Raw genomic sequence first — 21668 nt, 5'->3', positions numbered from 1 at the left:
CTTGCGCATAACCCGACATTAAATGCGGTACCGGCGGTACCGCAACATCGGGTGGCGCGGGCGCCGGTGCGTGCGGGCCCGGCGGCCGCGCGTGAAAAGATCGGTGCATCATGAGCACCGCTACCGGATCCAGCCGGATTTTCTCCGGCGTGCAGCCCACCTCCGATTCGCTTCACCTGGGTAACGCGCTGGGCGCCGTCATGCAGTGGGTCGCGCTGCAGGACGACTGGGGGGACGACTGGGACGCGTTCTTCTGCGTGGTCGACCTGCACGCCATCACCCTCGCGCAGGATCCCGAGGCGCTGCGCCGCCGCACCTTGATCACCGCCGCCCAGTATCTGGCGCTGGGCATCGACCCGGCCCGCAGCACCGTGTTCGTGCAGAGCCACGTACCCGCCCACACCCAGCTGGCCTGGGTGCTGGGCTGCTTCACCGGCTTCGGGCAGGCGTCGCGGATGACGCAGTTCAAGGACAAGTCGCTGCGCCAGGGCTCGGATTCGACCACCGTGGGGCTCTTCACCTACCCGGTGCTGCAGGCCGCCGACGTGCTGGCCTACGACGCCGATCTGGTGCCGGTGGGTGAGGACCAGCGTCAGCACCTCGAGCTGGCGCGCGACATCGCCGAGCGGTTCAACGGCCGCTTTCCGGGGACGTTCGTGGTGCCGGACATGTTCATTCCCAAGGCCACCGCGAAGATTTACGACCTCCAGGATCCGACGTCGAAGATGAGTAAGTCGGCGGGCACCGATGCCGGGTTGATCAACCTGCTCGACGAACCGGCGGTGTCGGCCAAGAAGATTCGCTCCGCGGTCACCGACAGCGAGCGGGAGATCCGCTTCGACACCGAGGCCAAGCCGGGCGTGTCCAACCTGCTGAGCATCCAGTCGGCGGTCACCGGTGTCGGGATCGATGAGCTCGTGGCCGGTTATGCGGGAAGGGGTTACGGCGATTTGAAGAAGGATACCGCCGAGGCGGTCGTCGAGTTCGTCGCTCCGATCAAGGCCCGAGTCGACGAACTCACCGCTGATCTCACCGAATTGGAGGCCGTGCTCGCGGCCGGAGCGGAAAAGGCCAACGATGTGGCCGGGAAAACGGTCCAGCGGGTCTACGATCGGCTTGGGTTTCTTCCGCAACGGAATTAGTACCGTTTCTCCTTGGAGTCGTGCGATGAGCGAGCCGGCCAAGCCGGGCATTGTTGACCGGCTGCGCGCCCGGTATGGGTGGCTCGATCACGTCATCCGGGCCTACCAGCATTTCGACGAGCGCAACGGCGGGTTCTTCGCGGCCGGCCTCACCTACTACACGATCTTCGCGTTGTTCCCTTTGCTCATGGTCGGTTTCGCGATCTTCGGCTTTGTGCTGGCCCGCCGGCCGCAGCTGTTGAGCACCATCGATGACCACATCCGCGCCCAGGTGAGCGGCACGCTGGGCAATCAGCTGCAGGAGTTGATGAACTCGGCCATCGACGCACGTACCTCGGTGGGGGTGATCGGTTTGGCCACCGCGGTGTGGGCGGGACTGGGCTGGATATCGCACCTGCGCCAGGCGCTGACGGAGTTGTGGTGGGACGAACCAATCGACTCTCCGGGCTTCGTGCGCAACAAGTTTTCCGATCTGCTGGCCATGGTGGGAACCTTCGCGGTGATTGTGGCCACCGTCGCGCTGTCCACCTTCGGCCATGCCGCGCCCATGGGCGCGCTGCTGAAATGGCTTGGCATACCGCGGTTTGTGGTGTTCGACTGGCTCTTCTGGCTGTTCTCGATCCTGATCGCGATGTTGGTGTCGTGGCTGCTGTTCACCTGGATGATCGCCCGGCTGCCACGCGCAAAGGTCAGCCTGGCCGATTCGGCGCGGGCCGGGCTGATCGCGGCGATCGGCTTCGAGGTGTTCAAACAGGTGGGGTCCATCTATCTGAGAACGGTGTTGCGCAGCCCGGCCGGCGCGGCCTTCGGCCCGGTGCTGGGGTTGATGGTATTCGCTTACATCACCGCCTATCTCGTGCTGTTCTGCACCGCGTGGGCGGCCACGGCATCCAACGATCCGCGCAGCCAACCGGTCGCCCCGCCGGCGCCGGCGATCATCGCGCCGCGCATTCAGATGGACGAGGGGCTCAACACCCGCCAGACGCTGACCGCGATGGCCCTGGGTGCGGTTGGGGCGCTGGCGGTTTCCCGCTTCACCCGCTGGCTGCGCTAGTGCCAGCCGCCCCGCACCATGACGGCGGTGACCCGAAGATCTGTATCCAGCACAACGAGATTGGCGTCACACCCGGCCCGTAGTGCGCCCACCCGCTGCAGACCGAGTGCCCGCGCCGGCGTCGCGGCGGTCAGCTGCGTCGCGGCGAGCAGGCCGGCATCGGCGTGCGCGGCGCGGAAGAGCCGGTCCATGGTGGCGGTGCTGCCCGCGATCGTCGACGTGCCGTGCACCCGCGCGACACCGGCGACGACGTCGACGCGCACCGCGCCGAGGCGGAACGCGCCGTCGGGGCGGCCGGCCGCGGCGATCGCGTCGGTGATCATCGCCACCCGGCTCGCCCCGGCCGCCGCGATCACCGCCGACACCACGTCGGGGTGCAGGTGCACCCCGTCGGCGATCAACTCGACGATCACCCGCGGATCGCGCAGCAGGGCAAGCGCGGGGCCGGGCTCGCGATGATGCAGCGGCGGCATCGCGTTGAACAGATGCGTGCCCACCGTGGCGCCCAGCGAGATGGCGTGCCGGGTCTGCTGATAGGTGGCATCGGTATGTCCCAGCGCCACAACGACTCCCGCGTCCACGAAACGCCGAATCGCCGCGTCGGCCCCGGGCAGCTCGGGTGCCAGCGTCACCATCCGGATGGTGCCCGCGCCCGCGGCCAGCACCGCGTCGATCTCCGTCGTGTCCGGCTCGCGCATCCGGGTGCGGTCGTGGGCCCCGCAGTGCGTCCGGCTCAGCCACGGTCCCTCCAGGTGGATGCCCGCGACGGTGCCCCGCCGGGTGGCTTCGGCGAGCGCGCGCACCCCGGCCAGCAGCTCGGGCGGCGAGGCGGTCACCAGGCTGGCCAGCGTGGTGGTGGTGCCGTGCCGGCGGTGAAACGCGGCGGCGTCGACGATGCCGTCGGCGTCGGTGTAGGACGCGCCGCCGCCGCCGTGCGCATGCATGTCGATAAAGCCCGGTACCACAGTGCAATCCGGGAAGTCCCGGTCGGGCGGGCGGGGCGGCGGCCCGCCCGCGCAGGCCGCGATCAGCTCACCGGAGGTCTGCAGCCAGCCCGGGCGGCAGACCTGATCCTCGAGCACCAGGGTGCCCGCAGCGATCAGGACCATCGGCCGCCGTTCTCCCAGAAGTGGCGGATGTCCTCGAGCTGGCGGCCCTTGGTCTCCGGCGCGTACCGGTATACGAAGACGAACGCGACCGCGGCCAGCGCCGCGAACAGCGCGAAAGTCCCTGCGCCACCCAGTGAATGGAGCAGGCTCAGGAAGACGGCGGCGATGATGGCGTTAGCCACCAGATTGGAGGTCAACATGGTGCTCGACCCGATCGAGCGTAGCCGGGACGGGAAACTCTCGCTGGCGTACACCCAGCCCAGGGAGCCGAACCCCATGGTGTAGCCGACGATGAACAGCAGGATGCCGGCGAACCCGGCGATCGCGCCGCCGAGACCCTGGCCGAATACGGCCATCAGCCCCACGTCGGCAACGATCATCATGGCGGTGCCGCACAACAGGATCGGCCGCCTGCCCACCCGGTCGACCAGCAGCAGCGCCGCGCCGACGGCCGCCAACCCGGCGACCTGAAGCAGCGCCGGCAGCCCCAGCAACGCGAAATTGCCGGTGAAGCCCATGGCCTGAAAGATCCGCGGACTGTAATAGATGATCGCGTTGATGCCGGTGATCTGGATCAGGAAGCCGAGCACCACCACGAAGGCGGTGGCCCGCAGGTACGGCGGCCGCAGCATCTCGGACAATCCGCCCCTGGCCCCGGGCGCGGCTTCGCTCAACGCGCGGTCGATCTCGGCAAGCTCGTCATCGACCTGCGCGGTCGGTTCCACCAGCAGCAGCGCCCGCCGGGCGTCGTCCATCCGGCCCTTCAACACGTACCAGCGGGCGGTGTCGGGCATCCGGATCACCAAGGGCAGCAACAGCAATGCCGGCACGCAGGCCAGCCCCAGCATCCACCGCCAGCTGTGGGTGTCGGCCAGCAGGTAACCGGTCAGGTAGCCGACGATCAGGCCGCTGACGATCGCCAGCTGGTAGGCCGTCAGCAGCGAGCCGCGCACCGCCGTCGGGGCCGTTTCGGCCACGTAGACCGGGACGACCACCACGGTCACGCCGATGGTCAGGCCCAGCAGCAGCCGCGCCGTCAGCAACATGGGCAGCGACACCGAGAACGCGGCAAGCAGCGCGAAAACGGCGTAGGCCAACAGGATCAGCACCACCGACCGTTTCCGCCCGATCACGTTGGCCAGCACGCCGGCGCCCAGCGCCCCGGCGATCTGGCCGATCACCACCATCGTGGTCAGCAGTTCCTGCTGGCGGGTGGACAGCCCGAAGTCCTCGGTGACGAACAACTGCGCCCCGGCGATGATGGACAGGTCGTAGCCGTAGATGACGCCCACGCTGGCGGCGGTCAGCCCGACCAGCGGCCCCCGCCGCGATCCGCGTGCCACGACGCTCAGCGGTGCAGGGGTCGGCGGTTCATCGAGCGGGCCATCATGATCAGCGCGAACACCACGATGGTGCCGATCACCGCCACACCCACCCGGATCGGCATGGCGTCCGCGGACGGCATGATGCCCCCGGCCGCGGCGTTGTTCGCCAGCGGGTCCGCGGCGGCATCGTGCTTGGCCGGCGCCAGCGACGGGTCGGGCGCGATCAGCGAGCCGACCTGGGTGCCCTGCGGGGTGGAGAAGCCGTAGTCCAGCAGGTGCGCGGCTTGTTCCCACGGCGCGATCGGCACCCGCGTGCCGTGCAGCAGCACCGCCACCAGCCGCCGGCCGTCGTGATTGGCCGCGCCCACGAACGTCTGCCCCGCGTCGTCGGTGTACCCGGTCTTGCCGCCCAGGGCGCCGGGGTACTTGTAGAGCAGCTGGTTGTCGTTCTCCAGCTCATAGCCCGGGTGGTCGCCGTGGCCGGGGAAGTCGAAGGTGCGCGTCGCGACGATGTCGGCGAACGTCGGGTTCTGCCACGCATAGCGGTAGAACAGCCCGATGTCGTAGGCCGAGGTGCTCATGCCGGGCGCGTCCAGCCCCGACGGGGATGCCACCCGGGTGTCCTGGCCGCCCAGCTTGGCGGCCAGCACGTTGATCTTCTCCAGCGCCTGCTGCATCCCGCCCAGCTGCATGGACAGCGCGTGGGCGGCGTCGTTGCCGGAGTGCATCAGCAGCCCGTGCAGCAGCTGGTTGACGGTGAAGACGCCACCCTCCTCGACGCCGACCTTGGTGCCCTCGGCGGCGGCGTCGTCGGCGGTCCCGGGCACCGACTTGTTCAGGTTGAGCGCGTTGATGGAGGCCATCGCGACCAGCACCTTGATGATGCTGGCCGGGCGGTGCCGCCCGTGTGGGTCCTTGGCCGCGATGATCGCGCCGCTGTCCAGGTCCGCCACCAGCCAGGCGTCGGCCGAGACGTCGTTCGGTAGCGGCGGCGTGTTCGGCGAGGCGACGATGCCGCAGCTGCCCAGCGCGTCACCGCCCACCGGCTTGGCCGGCACCGCCAGTGGGATCGGCGGGTCGCCGGCGGTGGGGGCCTCCGACGAATCCACGGCCTTCGGGGTGTTCACCCTGTACGGGCAGTCCGGGGGCGCGGCATTGGGTTCGGCGCCGGGTTCGGCCTTCGCCGGCGGCATCCCCAACGGCAATGTCGCGGGTGCCGCCAACGTGACCGGCGCGGCCATCAGGAAAAGCGCCGCTGCCAGGCAGGATGCGGAACGTAACAGGGTCATCGTCTGTGCACAGTAAGCGATCGGCGGCCCGAATCCGGGGAGCCGCGCTGTGACTGGTGGTACGGAAGTTACTGAGCGATATCGACGGGGCCGCGATACGCTGGGCAGGCGGTCAGCCCGAAAGCCACCCAACCCACCGGATTCGGAGGGTTTGCCATTTCACCCGATCGGTTTTGGTCCGCCTGGCGGAATCGTGGCGGCGCAGGCGGCGCGCCCGGTGCCGGCCCGCGAGCGCTCGACGATCTGCTCCGACAGGTCGAGAAGGCAACGCAGGTGCGGCGTTCCGGGCTCGACCGGGTGCTGGCCGAGCTGAAGCTGCACCGTGACGTCGCATCGGACGCCGAGCTGCGGTCGGCGCTGGCCTGGCTGTGCAATGCCGTGACGCGGTTCGGCCACAACCCGACCGGCACCCACGCCCGCGAGGTGATGATGGCCGCCGACGCGGTCCGGCGGACGCCCGCCGGCTAGAGCCGTTCCGACTCGCGCGTCAGCACCTCGCGCAGCACGGCTTCGATGGTGTCGAATTCGGTCTGGCCGCAGATCAGCGGCGGCGCGAGCTGGATGACGGAGTCGCCACGGTCGTCGGTGCGGCAATACAGCCCGGCCTCGAACAGCGCCGCCCCGACGCGGGCGAGCAGCGGGCGGCGTTCGTCGTCGCTGAAGGTCTGCCTGGTGGCCTGGTCCTTGACCAGTTCCACGCCGTAGAAGAAACCCTCGCCGCGCACGTCGCCGACGATGGGCAGGTCGTAGAGCTTGTCCAGGGTGCCGCGCAGCGCTGGCGCGTGGGCTCTGACGTGGTCGTTGAGGCCCTCGCGCTCGAAGATGTCCAGGTTGGCCAGCGCGACGGCGGCCGAAACCGGGTGTCCGCCAAAGGTATAGCCGTGCGGGAACATGGTCGCGCCGTCGTTGAACGGCTCGAACAGCCGCTCGCTGGCGATCATCGCGCCGATCGGTGAGTAACCCGACGTCATGCCCTTGGCGCAGGTGATCATGTCGGGCACGTAACCGAAGTCGTCGCAGGCGAACATCGACCCGATCCGGCCGAACGCGCAGATCACCTCGTCGGAGACCAGCAACACGTCGTATTCGTCGCAGATCTGGCGCACCCGTTCGAAATAGCCTGGGGGAGGCGGGATGCTGCCACCCGCGTTCTGCACCGGCTCCAGGAACACCGCCGCCACGGTATCCGGGCCCTCGAACTCGATGGCCTCGGCGATTCGGTCGGCGGCCCACCGCCCGAAGGCTTTCGGGTCGGTTTCGAACGGCTCGGGCGCCCGGTAGAAGTTGGTGTTGGGCACCCGGAAGCCGCCGGGCGTCACGGGCTCGAACGGCGCCTTGAAGCGGGGTAGCCCGGTGATCGCCAGGGCGCCCTGGGTGGTGCCGTGGTAGGCGACCGCGCGCGAAATGACCTTGTGCTTACCGGGTTTGCCGGTGAGCTTGAAGTATTGCTTGGCCAGTTTCCACGCCGTCTCGACGGCCTCCGTGCCGCCGGTGGTGAAGAACACCCGGTTCAGGTCGCCCGGGGTGTAGCCGGCAAGGCGTTCGGCGAGCTCGATCGCCGGGGGAGTCGCATATCCCCACAGCGGGAAGAACGCCAGCGTGCCGGCCTGCCGCGCGGCGACCTCGGCGAGTTCGAGGCGGCCGTGGCCGACCTGCACGGTGAACAGTCCGGACAGGCCGTCGAGATAGCTCTTGCCGCGGTCGTCGAAGATGGTGACGCCCTCGCCGCGGGTGATGATCGGCGGCGTGATGTCCGGGCCGTGCCGGGCGAAGTGCAGCCAAAGGTGATCTGTCATGTCGTGTGGAGCCTAACGCCCAGGCTCGGCTCGATGGCGCGGCTCCTTCCTCGCGCCGTTCGGCGCTCGGCGTCGCCGCGCTAGGCTTCTCGGCATGGCCTCGGCGCAGCAGGTCAGCGAGTTCGAGTCGCTACGGCCCCATCTCATGTCGGTCGCCTACCGGCTCACCGGCACGGTGGCCGATGCCGAGGACATCGTCCAGGAGGCCTGGCTGCGCTGGCACCGGCAAGACCCCGGGAGCGGAACGGAGATCATCGACCTGCGGGCCTGGCTGACCACGGTGGTGAGCAGGCTGGGCCTGGACAGGTTGCGCTCGGCCGCGCATCGGCGCGAGACCTACACCGGCAATTGGCTGCCCGAGCCGGTGGTCACCGGCTTCGACGGGGCCGATCCGCTGTCCGCGGTGGTGGCCGGCGAGGACGCGCGGTTCGCGGCGATGGTGGTGCTGGAGCGGTTGTCACCGGATCAGCGCGTCGCCTTCGTGCTGCACGACGGGTTCGCCGTGCCGTTCGCGGAGGTGGCGCAGGTGCTGGGGACCAGCGAGGCCGCCGCCCGGCAACTGGCCTCCCGGGCCCGCAAGGCCGTCGCCGCCCAGCCTGCGCCCAAACCCGATCCATCGCACAACGAGGTGGTCGGAAAGTTGCTGGCCGCCATGGCATCCGGCGATCTGGACGCGGTGGTGGCGCTGCTGCACCCCGACGTGATCCTGACCGGCGACGCGAACGGCAAGGCGCCCACCGCCATCAACGTCATCCACGGCGCGGACAAGGTGGCCCGATTCTTCTTCGGCCTCGCCCGCCGTTACGGCCCGGCGATGTTCACCTCGTATCAGCTGGGGCTGGTCAACGGCGAGCTGGGCGGTTACACACCCGGCTGCCCCGGCGGCGATGGTTATCGCGAGCTGATGCCGCGGATCATGGCGGCGACCGTGCGCGACGGAAAGGTCTGCGCCCTATGGGATGTCGCCAACCCCGACAAGTTCACCGGCTCCCCGCTGCGAAGCTGACCGCTTAGCGCTGTGCCGCGGTGTTGCCCTCGCGCTCGGTCGCCCAGGGAACCCGGCACGCGTCACCGGAATTGAAGCCCTGCTCGGTGATGCCCAGCGCGGTGTTCATCCGCGCGCGCATGTTCTCCACCCCGATCTGGTAGGTCAGCTCGATCACCCCGGCGTCGCCGAAGCGGTTTCGCAGATCGGCGACCTGCTCGTCGGTGACGGTGTGCGGATCGGTGGTCATCGCGTCGGCGTAGGCGATGGCGGCGCGTTCGTCGTCGCTGAATGCCGCCCCGGTGGCGTAGTTGTCGATCTCCTTCAGGCGTGCGATGTCCAGACCGTCGAGGCGCTGCAGCATGGACCCGAAGTCGACGCACCACGAGCAGCCGACCGTGCGAGCGGTCCAGAACACCGCCAGCTCACGCACGCTGACCGGCAGCGTCTTCGACGCCCGGTCCAGCATGGTCTCGTGCAGGGCGCCTGCGATCATCAGCCCGCGATGATGCGCGGCGACGGTGAAGGGTTCGGGAACTTGGCCGTAGCGCCGCCTGGCGATCCGGTACATGGTCCGGGTCAGCAATCCGGCGCGCTTGGGTGCCACGGGCTCGATGCGGGTTTTCTGTGTCATACCGGTCAGACGAGACAGGCCCGCATTGCGTGACGGGCCGTCCGCCAGCCCGCTCTGATCAGGTGTTTCCCCGTGCAGCGTCCGGGTACCCATGTCCTCACCTTCGCCGCGCCAGCCGGCGCGCCAAGGTAACCGAGAGGGTGAGGAGACAGGTTATGACCTCTCAAAAAGATCAACAGTCGGACGATCCGAGACTGGAACATTTCGCCGATCCCAAGCTGGGTAGCGGTGCGCGCGACACCGGCACGGATACTCCCGAGGAAGGCCGCGCCGACCGGCCGGTCGGCACTGTGGACGAGGACGCGAATCCGCCGATGAGCGATCCGACCGCGTCGGACACCTACGGCGGTACGGGTGAATTGCCTCCACAAGACACCGGAAGCGCAATCCCGCCATACGACGGGCGCCGACAGAGTGCGGTGAGTGAGACGGAAGGCGCAGGCGGCGCCACGAGACCGGCGGCGGCCGACCGCGACGATGACCGGGTCGGGCCTGACGACACGCCGCCGCGAAACACCTAGCGCGAGAACATGATCGCGCGCTTGACCTCCTGGATCGCCTTGGTGACCTGGATGCCGCGCGGACAGGCCTCGGTGCAGTTGAAGGTGGTGCGGCAGCGCCACACACCGTCCACCTCGTTGAGGATGTCCAGGCGCTCGGCGGCGGCTTCGTCGCGGCTGTCGAAGATGAACCGGTGCGCGTTGACGATCGCCGCCGGGCCGTAATAGCTGCCCTCGTGCCAGAAGATCGGGCAGCTGGTGGTGCACGCCGCGCACAGGATGCACTTGGTGGTGTCGTCGTAACGGGCGCGGTCGATCGGGCTCTGAATGCGTTCGCGGGTAGGCGGGTTGCCGGTCGTGATCAAATACGGCTTCACCGCCCGGTAGGCGTCGAAGAAGGGCTCCATGTCGACCACCAGGTCCTTTTCCACCGGCAGCCCACGGATCGGCTCGACAGTAATGGTGAGCGCCTTGCCCGGCTTCTTGGGCAGCAGGTCGCGCATCAGCACCTTGCACGCCAGCCGGTTGACACCGTTGATCCGCATCGCGTCCGAGCCGCACACCCCGTGCGCACACGAGCGCCGGAAGGTCAGCGTCCCGTCCAGGTAGCTCTTGATGTAGATCAGCAGGTTGAGCATCCGGTCGCTGGGCAGGCACGGCACCCGAAAGCTTTGCCAGCCACCGGTTTCCGCGTAGGCATCGGGTTGGTCGGGGTTGAACCGGGCGATCTTGACGGTCACCATCACCGCACCGTCGGGGATCGCCGGCAGCGGCGGCTCCAGGCTGGTGTCGACCTCGGTTGCCTCTTCGGTTCCGGCGCTGTCGGCCATCAGTACTTCCGTTCCTTGGGTTCATACCGCGTCTGCACCACGGGCTTGAAGTCCAACGCGATGTCGCTGAGCAGGTCGGTGCCCTGCTTGTATGCCATGGTGTGGCGCATGAAGTTGACGTCGTCGCGGTTGGGGTAGTCCTCGCGGGCGTGGCCGCCGCGAGACTCCTTGCGATTCAGCGCGCCGACCACGGTGACCTCGGCGAGCTCTAGCAGGAAGCCGAGCTCGATGGCCTCCAGCAGATCGCTGTTGAATCGTTTCCCCTTGTCGTGCACGCTGATTCGGGCGTACCGCTCCTTGAGCGCGTGGATGTCGGTGAGGGCCTGTTTGAGCGTCTCCTCGGTGCGGAACACCGCGGCGTTGTTGTCCATCGTCTGCTGCAACGCGTTGCGGATGTCGGCGACGCGCTCGTTGCCGTGCTCGCTCAGGATATCGCCGACCCAGCCGATCACCATCGCCGCGGGCTCCGGCGGCATGTCCACGAAGTCGTGTCCCCGTGCGTAATTGGCCGCGGCGATGCCGGCCCGGCGGCCGAACACGTTGATGTCGAGCAGCGAGTTGGTGCCCAACCGGTTGGCCCCGTGCACCGACACGCACGCGCACTCGCCGGCCGCGTACAGCCCCGGGACCGTGGAAGTGTTGTCCCGCAACACTTGCCCGGTGACGGTGGTGGGGATGCCGCCCATCACGTAGTGACACGTCGGGTAGACCGGCACCAGCTCGTGCACCGGGTCCACCCCCAGATAGGTGCGGGCGAACTCGGTGATGTCGGGCAGCTTGGCCTCCAGCACGTCCTCGCCGAGGTGGCGGACGTCGATGTACACGTAGTCCTTGTGCGGGCCGGCGCCGCGGCCCTCCAGCACCTCCAAAACCATGGAGCGGGCGACGATGTCGCGCGGCGCCAGGTCGACGATCGTCGGGGCGTAGCGCTCCATGAAGCGTTCGCCCTCGCCGTTGAGCAGCCGGCCGCCCTCACCGCGCACCGCCTCGGAGATCAGGATGCCCAGGCCGGCCAGGCCGGTCGGGTGGAACTGGTGAAACTCCATGTCCTCCAACGGAAGTCCCTTGCGGAACACGATGCCGATGCCGTCCCCGGTCAGCGTGTGCGCGTTGGAGGTGGTCTTGTACATCCGGCCCGAACCGCCGGTGGCCAGCACCACCGCCTTGGCGTGGAAGACGTGGATGTCACCGGTGGCCAGCTCGTAGGCGACCACGCCGGTGGCCACCGGCCCACTCGGGGTCTGGGTGAGCACCAGGTCCAGCGCATAGAACTCGTTGAAGAACTGCACGTCGTGCCGGACGCAGTTCTGGTACAGCGTCTGCAGGATCATGTGGCCGGTCCGGTCGGCCGCGTAGCAGGCCCGGCGCACCGGCGCCTTGCCGTGGTCGCGGGTGTGCCCGCCGAAGCGGCGCTGGTCGATGCGGCCCTCGGGGGTGCGGTTGAACGGCATCCCCATCTTTTCCAGGTCGAGGACCGCGTCGATGGCTTCCTTGCACATGATCTCCACGGCGTCCTGGTCGGCGAGGTAGTCCCCGCCCTTGACGGTGTCGAAGGTGTGCCATTCCCAGTTGTCCTCTTCGACGTTGGCCAGCGCCGCGCACATCCCGCCCTGGGCGGCTCCGGTGTGGCTGCGCGTCGGGTAGAGCTTGGTCAGCACCGCGGTGCGCACCCGCGGGCCCGCTTCCACCGCGGCCCGCATGCCGGCACCACCCGCGCCGACGATCACGACGTCGTACCGGTGTTGCTGGATCATCGATCAGCCTCCGATGTTCGAGTCGAATGTCAGCAGCACGTAGGTGCCGAGCACCAGGGTGAACCCCATGGACAACAGCAGCAGGCTGTTCAGCCAGAACCGGGTGCTGTCCTTGCGGCTGTAGTCGTCGATGATGGTGCGCAGCCCGTTGCCGCCGTGCAGTTGCGCCAGCCACAGCAGCGCCAGGTCCCAGAACTGCCAGAACGGCGACGCCCAGCGCTGCGCCACGTAGTTGAAGTCGATGCGGTAAACGCCGTTATCCCACATCAGCATGATGAACAGGTGGCCGATCGCCAGGACGAACAGCGCGATCCCGGAGAACCGCATGAACAGCCAGGCGAACTTCTCGAAGTTGGGGATGCCGGCCCGCCGCCGCGGCGAGCGGGGGTTGTCCAGGCTGGCGGGGCGGTCGTGGCTGCGCTGCCGGACCGGGGCGATCTCGCCGCGGCCCAGCTGAAGGTCGGGGCTGCTCATCGGAAGTGCTCCATCATGTGGATGACGGTCACCACGCCGGCCGGGACCATCAGCAGCAGGAACACGATGCCGACGATCCAGAACATCAGCCGCTGGTAGCGCGGGCCTTCGGACCAGAAGTCGATCAGGATCACCCGGATCCCGTTCAGGCCGTGGAAGAGGACCGCTGCGACCAGGCCGTATTCCATCAGGCCGACGATGGGCATCTGATAGTCGTGGATCACCGCGTTATACGTCTGCGGGCTCACCCGCAGCATCGCCGCGTCCAGGACGTGCACGAACAGGAAAAAGAAGATCGTCGCGCCGCTGATCCGGTGCAGCACCCACGACCACATGCCCGGGTCGCCCCGGTACAGCGTCCGTGGTGGCCTGCGCCTGCGCGACGGAGCCGATACCGGTGCCGCCGGATTCGCGGTTGTCGGTTGCGTAGTCACCCCAGTCCTCACCGCCTTCTTCCGACTTCAACGTCAGCCCCTTCGGGCACTTGAGCTTAGCTCGGACACGGTGTGACTTGGGCCAATGTCCGCCAAGCGAAATGCCGTTTTGCCGCTAGGGTGACTGTCGGAATCGGCGATCGGTGAGCGGGGTTTCGTTATGCCTGAGATCGAATGGGAAACGTTGCGGGACAAGGCAATCGATGCGTCCGCGGGCGCCTATGCACCGTACTCCCGATTCCGGGTCGGGGCGGCCGCGCTGGTCGATGACGGCCGGGTGATCGCCGGGTGCAATGTGGAGAACATCTCATATGGCCTTGGTCTCTGTGCCGAATGCGCCGTGGTATGCGCCCTGCATTCCACCGGCGGCGGCCGGCTGCTGGCGCTGGCGTGCGTGGACGGGCTGGGCGCGGTGCTGATGCCGTGCGGGCGCTGCCGCCAGGTACTGCTGGAACATGGCGGGCCCGAGCTGCTGATCGACCATCCGGGCGGCCCGCGCCGGCTCGGCGACCTGCTGCCCGACGCCTTCGGCCCCGACGACCTGGCCGCGGGGCGCCGCTGATGTGTCCCGCGTTCGACGCGCCCACGGTGATCCGGACCAAGCGCGACGGGGGCCGGCTGTCCGACGCCGCCATCGACTGGGTCGTCGGCGCCTACACCGACGGCCGGGTGGCCGAAGAGCAGATGGCGGCGCTGCTGATGGCGATCCTGCTGCGCGGCATGGACCGCGGCGAGACCGCCCGCTGGACGGCCGCGATGCTGGCATCGGGCGAGCTGCTGGACTTCGGCGAGCTGGGCCTGCGGACGGTCGACAAGCACTCCACCGGCGGGGTGGGGGACAAGATCACCCTGCCCCTGGTGCCCGTCGTCGCCGCCTGCGGGGCCGCGGTGCCGCAGGCGTCCGGTCGCGGGCTCGGCCACACCGGCGGCACCCTGGACAAGCTGGAATCCATCGCCGGATTCACCGCCGGACTGTCTCCCGGGCGGGTGCGTGACCAGCTGCGCGAGGTGGGCGCGGCCATCTTCGCCGCCGGTGACCTGGCCCCGGCCGACGCCAAGCTGTACGCGCTGCGCGACATCACCGCCACGGTCGAGTCGCTGCCGCTGATCGCCAGCTCGGTGATGAGCAAGAAGCTGGCCGAGGGCGCCGGCGCGCTGGTACTGGACGTGAAAGTCGGTTCCGGGGCGCTGCTGGACTCCGAGCGGCAGTGCCGCGAACTGGCGCACACCATGGTCGAACTCGGTGCGGCGCACGGGGTGCCCACCCACGCGCTGCTGACCGACATGAACCGTCCGCTGGGCGCGACCGTCGGCAACGCCCTCGAGGTCGCCGAGGCGCTCGAGGTGCTGGCCGGCGGCGGCCCGCCCGACGTCGTCGAGCTGACCCTGCGGCTGGCCGAAGAGATGCTCGAGCTGGCCGGGATCGATGACCGCGACCCCGCCGACACGCTGCGCGACGGCACCGCGATGGACCGCTTCCGCCGGCTCGTCGCGGCCCAGGGCGGTGATTTATCGGCGCCGCTGCCCATCGGTGGGCATGCCGAGACCGTGACCGCCCCCCGGGGCGGCACAATGGGCGATATCGACGCGATGGCAGTGGGGCTGGGGGCATGGCGACTCGGTGCGGGCAGGTCCCGTCCGGGTGAACGGGTGCAATTGGGCGCGGGCATCCGCATCCATCGCCGCCCCGGCGAGCCGGTCGCGGCCGGTGAGCCGCTGTTCACCCTCTACACCGACACCCCGGAGCGCTTCGGGGCCGCGCTCACCGAGCTGGACGGGGGGTGGAGCGTCGATGCCACACCCCCGGCTTCCCGACCGCTGATCATCGATCGGATCGTCACATGACCACACCACTGGGGTTGGAGCAGATCAGGAAGGCTCCCAAGGCCCTGCTGCACGATCACCTCGACGGCGGGCTGCGCCCGTCGACCGTGCTGGAGATCGCCGGGCAGGTCGGCTACGACGGGCTGCCCGCCACCGACGTCGACGAGCTGGCGACGTGGTTTCGCACCCGTTCACACAGCGGCTCGCTGGAGCGCTACCTGGAGCCGTTCTCGCACACGGTGGCGGTCATGCAGACACCGGAGGCGCTGCATCGGGTCGCCTACGAGTGCGTGGAGGATCTGGCCGCGGACTCGGTGGTCTATGCCGAGATCCGGTTCGCCCCCGAGCTGCACATCGACCGTGGGCTGTCCTTCGATGCGATTGTCGACGCCGTGCTGGCCGGCTTCGCCGACGGCGAAAAGGCCTGCGCCGCCGCGAACCGCCCGATCGTGGTGCGCCTGTTGGTCACCGCGATGCGGCACGCCGCGGTGTCCCGCGAGATCGCCGAGCTGGCAATCCGCTTCCGGGACAAGGGAGTTGTCGGGTTCGACATCGCCGGCGCCGAGGCAGGCAATCCGCCGACCCGGCACCTGGATGCATTCGAGTACATGCGGGATCACAACGCCCGCTTCACCATTCATGCCGGTGAGGCGTTCGGGCTGCCGTCCATCCATGAGGCGATCGCCTTTTGCGGCGCGGACCGGCTGGGTCATGGGGTGCGGATCGTCGACGACATCGAGGTACTGGCCGACGGGACGGTCCGGCTGGGGCAACAGGCAGCCATCTTGCGGGACAAGCGAATTCCGCTGGAATTGTGTCCCAGTTCCAACGTGCAGACCGGTGCGGTCGCGAGCATCGCCGAGCACCCGTTCGATCTGCTGGCCCGCGCCCGCTTCCGGGTGACCGTCAACACCGATAACCGGCTGATGAGTGACACCTTCATGAGCCGTGAAATGCACCGGCTGGTCGAGGCTTTCGGCTATGGGTGGAGTGACCTCGAGCGCTTCACCATCAACGCGATGAAGTCAGCGTTCATCCCGTTCGACGAGCGGCTGGCGATCATCGACGACGTGATCAAGCCCCGCTATGCGGTGCTGATCGGTTGAACCAGCCGGTCGCTAGATGTGGCCGGGCATCCCCGGACCCGGCACGGCTTTCTCCCGAGGTTACCGATCAGTCTGCGCTACGAGCACCAAATCCGGTAGCCCATAACGGGTCCGGTTGGACCGACAGGCCCATGGCGCGCACCGTGCTGGCCAGATGGGTCTGCACCGCCTGCAGTGCGCGCGGTAAGTCGCCGTCGCGCAAGGCTTCCGCGATGTCCAGGTGCTCGGTCATGATCGTGGCCACCCGGTCCGGTTCGCGCAGCGCCGATTCCCCGATCATCCGCATCTGGCGGTCGCGCAGCGTCGAGTAGAAATTCGACAGGATGGCATTGCCCGACTCTTCCAGGGTGATGGCGTGGAAGGCGCGGTCGGATTCCAGGAATTCCCGCCAGTCGGCCGCCGCAGCGGCCTCGCGCTGGCGCCGCAGTTCACCCGACTGCCGTTCGAAGACCGCGGCGCACACCGCCGCACCGCGCCCGATCACCTTGCCGGCGGCGAACTGCTCCAGCACCCGCCGAGCCTCCATGACCGCTTGCACCTCGTCGGGGGAGACCGGAACCACCAGGGCGCCGCGCTGGGGATACAGCCGCAACAGCCCCTCGGCCTCCAGTCGCAGGAACGCCTCGCGCACGGGGGTGCGCGACATCCCCAGTGCGGCGGCGACGTCGCCCTCGCTGATCAGTTCGCCGCCGGGGAATTCCCCGGTGAGGACCTGAGTCTTGACGTAGTCCAGCGCGCGGTCCTTGGCGGTGCCGGGACGGGGATCCTTCGCTGCCACGTGCGCCCTTTTCTGGTAGCTAAGTCGTATCTCACAGCTGTCATGACGCTACACCGGCGCGTCCCAGCCGCCGGGATTGACGCTGAGATACAAGATAGATACTATTCAAATACGAGAACAATCCAAGCAGAGGAGGCTGGCAGATGCCCCAGCAGTTGGTGACGCCGAACCTGGACCCGACGGTTCCCGCGCCGATGATCAACGTGGCCGAATACGGGTTCGAGGGCCGCTTCGAAGAGTGGGCGCAGCAGGCCGAGTACTTCGAGTACTCCAAGGCGGCCAACCCGATCGGGTCCGGCCACGTCCCGGCTGTTCCCATGCAGCGGTTCGATCCCGAGATCTACCTCGACGCGCCGACCGGCGTGATCCCGCTGGACCTGTCCAAGGAGCTGGGTATCGAGACCGGCGCGGCGACCAGCCCGGCGCTGTTGGCCAACTTCATCAGCATCCGCGCCGCCGAGCAGGTCGACACCAGCCCCAACGCCACCTCGCAGCTGTACTACGTGCTCTACGGGCGGGGCTTCGCCGCGGTCAACGGCCGGCTGATCGAGTGGGAGAAGGGCGACTTCGTGACGCTGCCGGCCGGCAGCCACTCGGTGTTCTACGCCGCCACCGACACGGTCATGTACTGGGTGCACGACGAGCCGCTGATGCGCTACCTGGGCGCCGAGGCCACCCAGCCGCGCTTCGCGGCGACCAAGTTTCGCCGCGCCGACGCGGTGGCCAAGCTGGAGGAGATCGCCTCCCGTCCCGGCGCCAACGACAAGAGCCGGGTCAGCGTGCTGCTGGCCAACGCCAATCAGGAGCAGACGTTGACCATCACCCACGTGCTGTGGGCCATGTTCGGCGTGCTGCCGCCCAACCAGGTCCAGCGCCCGCACCGGCACCAGTCGGTCGCGCTCGATCTGATCCTCGACGCGCCGGAGTCCGGCTGCTACACGCTGCTGGGCACCCGGCTCGACGAGCACGGCGACATCGTCAATCCCACCCGGATGGACTGGCGGGCCGGTTGTGCGTTCACCACCCCGCCGGGCATGTGGCACGCCCACTACAACGAGACCGACGAGCCGGCCCACCTGATCCCCATTCAGGACGCCGGACTGCAGACCCACCTGCGCAGCCTGGACATCAAGTTCACCCAACGCCGCGATCTCGTCGCCGGCTGATCCGCGGGCGGCGGCCCATGCACCGCCCACGTTCGACGCATAGTGTGGCTGGACATGAAGGTGCCCCTACTGGGACCGGTGTCGCTGACCGGCTTCCAGAACGCCTGGTTCTTCCTGGTCCTGCTGATCGTGCTGTTGGTGATCGGCCTCTACGTCGTGCAGCAATTCGCTCGTCGGCGCCGGGTGCTGCGCTTCGCGAACATGGAGGTGCTGGAGCGCGTCGCGCCGCCGCGGCCCAGCAAGTGGCGGCACGTGCCGACCATCCTGCTGGCCGCGTCGCTGGTGTTGCTGACCACCGCGATGGCCGGGCCGACGTCGGATGTCCGGATCCCGCTGAACCGCGCCGTCGTGATGCTGGTGATCGACGTCTCGGAATCGATGGCCTCCACCGATGTGCCGCCCAACCGCCTGGACGCGGCCAAGGAGGCCGGTAAGCAATTCGCCGACCAGCTGACCCCGGCGATCAACCTGGGGCTGGTGGAGTTCGCGGCCAACGCCACGCTGCTGGTGCCGCCCACGACCAACCGCGCCGCGGTGAAGGCGGGCATCGACAGCCTGAAGCCGATGCCCAAAACCGCCACGGGGGAAGGCATTTTCACCGCCCTGCAGGCGATCGCGACGGTGGGTTCGGTGATGGGCGGCGGCGACGGTCCGCCGCCGGCGCGGATCGTGCTGGAGTCCGACGGTGCCGAGAACGTGCCGCTGGATCCCAACGCGCCGCAGGGGGCGTTCACCGCGGCCCGGGCCGCCAAGGCCGAGGGCGTGCAGATCTCGACGATCTCGTTCGGCACCCCGTACGGCACCGTCGACTACGAGGGCGCCACCATCCCGGTTCCGGTGGATGACCAGACCCTGCAGAAGATCTGTGAGATCACCGACGGCCAGTCATTCCACGCCGACAGCCTGGAGTCGCTGAAGAACGTGTACTCGACGCTGCAGCGCCAGATCGGCTACGAGACCGTGAAGGGCGACGCCAGCCTGGCCTGGATGCTGCTCGGCGCCTTCGTCATGGCCGGGGCCATCCTGGCCGGCCTGCTGCTGAACCGCAGGCTGCCGGCCTGAGTCCTCAGCTGGGCAGGCGCCGGTTGATCAGTAGCGCGAGCGCCGTCGCGATAAGGGCGGCCAGCACCCCGAGGCGCAGCCAGCCGGCGCTGCCCGGCCCCGGCACCGTGCGGTAGCCGATCTCGTTCTCGATGGCGTTGTAGCTCTTTTGCAGCTCGCCGAGGTTGCCGGCGGTGTAGGACTGCCCGCCGGACAGCTTGGCGACCGTCTTCATCTGGTCGGTCGAGACCGGCACGGCGATGCGACGCCCGTCCATCTCGATCTCGCCGCCCTTGGTGCCGAACGTGATCGTCGAGATGGGCACGCCCTCGTCCTTGGCCAGCCGCGCCGCCGTGTAGACGCCGTCGTGCGGATCGCTGGGATTGGAGGGCTTGTTCTCGGCACCGTCGGAGAGCAGCACGATGCGGGCCGGCGGTGGGGTGTCGCCTCCGGCGACCGCGGTGGCGCTGATCGCGTGCAGGGCGGTGAAGATGGCCTCGCCGGTGGCGGTGCTGTCGGCGAAGTCGAGCTTCTTCAGCGCGTCCATGGTGGCCTGGTGCTGCGGGGTCGGCGGCACCAGCAAGTAGGGCGTGCCGGCGAATCCGACCAGCCCGAGGTTGACGCCGGGCGTGAGCTGTGCGGCGAACTGGGTGGCGGCCTGCTCGGCGGCCTTGAGCCGGTTGGGTTCGACGTCGGTGGCCCGCATGGACTGGGACATGTCGATCACCAGCATGATGACGGCGCGGTTGCGCGGGATGCGCATGTCGTGGGTGGGGGTGGCCAGCGCGATGGTCAACAGCACCAGGGACAGCAGCGACACGGCGATCGGGAGATGCCGCAGCGGCGACTGCGGCACGGGCGTCTCGGTATAGCGGTGCAGCCGTTGTCGGCGCCGCGCCTGGACCAAGACGTAGACGGCCAGCAGTGCCAGCGGCACCACACCGAACAACAACAGGCCGGGACGCTGGAAGCCGTAGAGCGGCAGCGGGCCGATACCGGGAAGCGACACGTCACCCAACCTTCCCGTCTAGGCCCGACTCGTCAAACGGCGCACTATTCGCGGCGGAGCCGCCCGTCGACGAATTGCTCCAATTTCTCCCACTCGCGGACCGCCGCCGCGTACGGCGGCGACGGCTTGGTGACCGAGTCGGGATCGAGCACGGCGGCCACCAACTTACCCAGCGGCCTGCTGGTCTCGAGCGCCTTGTCGACGGTGCTCTCCTCGGAGTAGTCGCCGATGTCGCGCAGCACCTCGACGGCCAGTTCCAACTGTTCGCGATCGACGGCATCCGGCCCGTCGGCCAGGTCGTCGGCCAGCCCGCTGAGCACGTAGATGTTGTCGTCGGTGATCTCGACGGACAGCGAGCCGTCGGTCGCGGCGGTGCGGATGTCGTCGTAGGTGCTCAGGTCGGCCAGGTCGTGGTCGTGCTCGTCGGCCAGGTAGCGGGCCAGCGCGCGCTCGGACGTGAAGACGCTGATGCGTCCGTTGCGGCCCAAGAAGATCGGCTGATCGTCCAGGTAGCAGCGCAGCGTGTAGAAGGTGCCAGAACTCGTCATGATCCGGATCGGATCGATGCCCACCTGCAGCCAGAAGTCCTTGTCGCTGCCCAGCACCACGGCGTCGCCGGTCGCCCGGTCTGCCGCGGCCTCGGCGGTGTCCTCGTCGTCGGCCTCGGCTTCCTCGTCCTCGGAGTCCTCGGCGGTCTCTTCGACGGTGTCCTCGGCGCCGATGTCCTCGTCCGGCTCGCCCTCCTCGCGCTCTTCGGCCAGCTCCTCTTCGGCCTTGGCCGACAGCTTGGCGTCCACCTCGGGGGTGGTGACGATGTCGTCGATCGCGGCGAGCACGTCGTCCCAGCTGCGCCCGATCGCCTCGGCGATCGCGTTCCAGCGTTTGGCGCCGGCCTTGCCGGTGAAGTTTTCGATTCCGCCGGACACGGTGCCAAGGCTGGGGTTGCCGTTGAAGAACTTCGACACCGCCGCCAGCTCGCACACCGATCCGATGGACGACACGATGGCCAGCGTGCCGGCCAGCGCGGACACCGACTCCTCGGTGGGCTTCTCGGCCACCAGCTCCTCGACCGCGACCAGGTCGAACTGCTTGTCCGCGGCGGGCTCGAACGTGTGCGCGTGCGCCGAACGCAGCTCCTTCCACGCCGGGTGGTCGGTCAGGTCGTTGTCGTCGTCCGAACGCACGAACGCGACCAGGTCGGCGACGCTGGCGAACCCGAACAGGTCCTCGTCCTTGCCCAGGAACGCCTCCCACTCGTCGCCGGAGTCCCGCCAGCGGGGTGCCCACACGGTGTAACGGTCACCATCGGACAGGCTCAGGCGGATGGGCACGAGGTCAGCAACCATGCGGCACAGAATAGCGACGGCGGCCCAACGCGCTGTTTGGGCGGGTGGTGATCGCGAGGGCGGCGGAGCCGG

At 68.6% G+C, this 21668-nt stretch carries 21 protein-coding genes and 1 pseudogene; 10 read left to right on the top strand and 12 right to left on the bottom strand.

Features of this window, described 5'->3' with window-relative positions:
• Window positions 1-110: 110 nt before the first annotated feature.
• Together trpS and yhjD are read left to right on the top strand one after the other, a co-directional pair.
• Window positions 111-1142, top strand: coding sequence for a tryptophan--tRNA ligase (gene trpS / locus ACIUM1_RS09395; RefSeq protein ID WP_406816903.1), 1032 nt, complete (start codon window positions 111-113; stop codon window positions 1140-1142).
• Between the two features lie 25 nt (window positions 1143-1167).
• Window positions 1168-2196 (top strand): inner membrane protein YhjD, encoded by a 1029-nt coding sequence (yhjD, locus tag ACIUM1_RS09390; protein WP_406816902.1) that lies wholly within the window; start codon window positions 1168-1170, stop codon window positions 2194-2196.
• On the opposite strand, the gene nagA is transcribed toward yhjD, so the two are convergent.
• Genes nagA through ACIUM1_RS09375 form a run of 3 tightly spaced genes read right to left on the bottom strand, consistent with a single transcriptional unit; the run spans window position 2193 to window position 5823 of the window.
• Window positions 2193-3305, bottom strand: a complete 1113-nt coding sequence (gene nagA, locus ACIUM1_RS09385; protein WP_406816901.1) for an N-acetylglucosamine-6-phosphate deacetylase — start codon at window positions 3303-3305, stop codon at window positions 2193-2195. The genes yhjD and nagA overlap by 4 nt on opposite strands.
• Window positions 3296-4648, bottom strand: coding sequence for a sugar porter family MFS transporter (locus ACIUM1_RS09380; RefSeq protein ID WP_406816900.1), 1353 nt, complete (start codon window positions 4646-4648; stop codon window positions 3296-3298). Before ACIUM1_RS09380 ends, nagA begins: the two co-directional genes overlap by 10 nt.
• Window positions 4649-4653: 5 nt before the next feature.
• Window positions 4654-5823, bottom strand: coding sequence for a D-alanyl-D-alanine carboxypeptidase family protein (locus ACIUM1_RS09375; RefSeq protein ID WP_406817613.1), 1170 nt, complete (start codon window positions 5821-5823; stop codon window positions 4654-4656).
• Between the two features lie 339 nt (window positions 5824-6162).
• Between ACIUM1_RS09375 and ACIUM1_RS09370 the strand changes: the two genes are divergently transcribed.
• A complete protein-coding gene (locus ACIUM1_RS09370) occupies window positions 6163-6387 on the top strand; it encodes a hypothetical protein (protein WP_406817612.1) in 225 nt (74 codons plus the stop codon).
• Here the strand turns inward: ACIUM1_RS09370 and ACIUM1_RS09365 are convergent.
• Complete coding sequence (locus tag ACIUM1_RS09365; RefSeq protein ID WP_406816899.1) at window positions 6384-7715, bottom strand: aspartate aminotransferase family protein; 1332 nt, start codon at window positions 7713-7715, stop codon at window positions 6384-6386. The two genes, ACIUM1_RS09370 and ACIUM1_RS09365, sit on opposite strands and share 4 nt — an antisense overlap.
• A 94-nt stretch (window positions 7716-7809) precedes the next feature.
• Here ACIUM1_RS09365 and ACIUM1_RS09360 point away from each other — a divergent pair, with 94 nt between their 5' ends.
• Window positions 7810-8721, top strand: a complete 912-nt coding sequence (locus ACIUM1_RS09360; RefSeq protein WP_406816898.1) for a sigma-70 family RNA polymerase sigma factor — start codon at window positions 7810-7812, stop codon at window positions 8719-8721.
• Window positions 8722-8725: 4 nt separating this feature from the next.
• Here ACIUM1_RS09360 and ACIUM1_RS09355 read toward each other — a convergent pair.
• Window positions 8726-9346: pseudogene (locus tag ACIUM1_RS09355) on the bottom strand (carboxymuconolactone decarboxylase family protein); the annotation flags it as partial.
• 143 nt (window positions 9347-9489) lie between these two features.
• Here ACIUM1_RS09355 and ACIUM1_RS09350 point away from each other — a divergent pair.
• Window positions 9490-9855 carry a hypothetical protein gene (locus ACIUM1_RS09350; protein WP_406816897.1) on the top strand — a complete coding sequence of 122 codons (366 nt, stop codon included), beginning with the start codon at window positions 9490-9492 and terminating at the stop codon, window positions 9853-9855.
• Here ACIUM1_RS09350 and ACIUM1_RS09345 read toward each other — a convergent pair.
• Genes ACIUM1_RS09345 through sdhC form a run of 4 tightly spaced genes read right to left on the bottom strand, consistent with a single transcriptional unit; the run spans window position 9852 to window position 13227 of the window.
• Complete coding sequence (locus tag ACIUM1_RS09345; protein WP_406816896.1) at window positions 9852-10664, bottom strand: succinate dehydrogenase iron-sulfur subunit; 813 nt, start codon at window positions 10662-10664, stop codon at window positions 9852-9854. The genes ACIUM1_RS09350 and ACIUM1_RS09345 overlap by 4 nt on opposite strands.
• Entirely contained in the window at window positions 10664-12418 is a 1755-nt protein-coding gene (sdhA, locus tag ACIUM1_RS09340) for a succinate dehydrogenase flavoprotein subunit (protein ID WP_406816895.1), read from the bottom strand. The genes ACIUM1_RS09345 and sdhA overlap by 1 nt, the downstream gene beginning before the upstream one ends.
• Before the next feature lie 3 nt (window positions 12419-12421).
• Window positions 12422-12892 carry a succinate dehydrogenase hydrophobic membrane anchor subunit gene (locus ACIUM1_RS09335; RefSeq protein WP_406816894.1) on the bottom strand — a complete coding sequence of 157 codons (471 nt, stop codon included), beginning with the start codon at window positions 12890-12892 and terminating at the stop codon, window positions 12422-12424.
• Window positions 12889-13227 (bottom strand): succinate dehydrogenase, cytochrome b556 subunit, encoded by a 339-nt coding sequence (gene sdhC / locus ACIUM1_RS09330; protein ID WP_406817611.1) that lies wholly within the window; start codon window positions 13225-13227, stop codon window positions 12889-12891. Before sdhC ends, ACIUM1_RS09335 begins: the two co-directional genes overlap by 4 nt.
• A gap of 259 nt (window positions 13228-13486) precedes the next feature.
• On the opposite strand from sdhC, the gene ACIUM1_RS09325 reads away from it, so the two are divergent.
• Genes ACIUM1_RS09325 through ACIUM1_RS09315 form a run of 3 tightly spaced genes read left to right on the top strand, consistent with a single transcriptional unit; the run spans window position 13487 to window position 16256 of the window.
• Window positions 13487-13888, top strand: a complete 402-nt coding sequence (locus ACIUM1_RS09325; protein WP_406816893.1) for a cytidine deaminase — start codon at window positions 13487-13489, stop codon at window positions 13886-13888.
• A complete protein-coding gene (locus ACIUM1_RS09320) occupies window positions 13888-15171 on the top strand; it encodes a thymidine phosphorylase (RefSeq protein ID WP_406816892.1) in 1284 nt (427 codons plus the stop codon). Before ACIUM1_RS09325 ends, ACIUM1_RS09320 begins: the two co-directional genes overlap by 1 nt.
• Window positions 15168-16256 (top strand): adenosine deaminase, encoded by a 1089-nt coding sequence (locus ACIUM1_RS09315; protein ID WP_406816891.1) that lies wholly within the window; start codon window positions 15168-15170, stop codon window positions 16254-16256. The genes ACIUM1_RS09320 and ACIUM1_RS09315 overlap by 4 nt, the downstream gene beginning before the upstream one ends.
• A gap of 67 nt (window positions 16257-16323) precedes the next feature.
• Here ACIUM1_RS09315 and ACIUM1_RS09310 read toward each other — a convergent pair whose 3' ends face one another.
• Window positions 16324-17034: a GntR family transcriptional regulator gene (locus tag ACIUM1_RS09310; protein ID WP_406816890.1), complete on the bottom strand. Its 711-nt coding sequence runs from the start codon at window positions 17032-17034 to the stop codon at window positions 16324-16326.
• 143 nt (window positions 17035-17177) lie between these two features.
• Between ACIUM1_RS09310 and ACIUM1_RS09305 the strand changes: the two genes are divergently transcribed.
• Complete coding sequence (locus ACIUM1_RS09305) at window positions 17178-18200, top strand: cupin (RefSeq protein WP_406816889.1); 1023 nt, start codon at window positions 17178-17180, stop codon at window positions 18198-18200.
• Between the two features lie 54 nt (window positions 18201-18254).
• A complete protein-coding gene (locus ACIUM1_RS09300; RefSeq protein ID WP_406816888.1) occupies window positions 18255-19262 on the top strand; it encodes a VWA domain-containing protein in 1008 nt (335 codons plus the stop codon).
• A gap of 4 nt (window positions 19263-19266) precedes the next feature.
• Here the strand turns inward: ACIUM1_RS09300 and ACIUM1_RS09295 are convergent, their stop codons facing one another.
• Together ACIUM1_RS09295 and ACIUM1_RS09290 are read right to left on the bottom strand one after the other, a co-directional pair.
• Entirely contained in the window at window positions 19267-20250 is a 984-nt protein-coding gene (locus ACIUM1_RS09295) for a VWA domain-containing protein (RefSeq protein WP_406816887.1), read from the bottom strand.
• Between the two features lie 44 nt (window positions 20251-20294).
• Window positions 20295-21596 carry a primosomal protein gene (locus ACIUM1_RS09290; protein WP_406816886.1) on the bottom strand — a complete coding sequence of 434 codons (1302 nt, stop codon included), beginning with the start codon at window positions 21594-21596 and terminating at the stop codon, window positions 20295-20297.
• Window positions 21597-21668: the final 72 nt, after the last annotated feature.

The sequence above is a fragment of the Mycobacterium sp. M23085 genome (assembly GCF_045343915.1).
In the GTDB taxonomy this organism is placed as follows: Bacteria; Actinomycetota; Actinomycetes; order Mycobacteriales; family Mycobacteriaceae; genus Mycobacterium.
The sequence above is the reverse complement of the archived record's forward strand: the minus strand, read 5'-3'. Positions and strand labels throughout refer to the sequence as shown.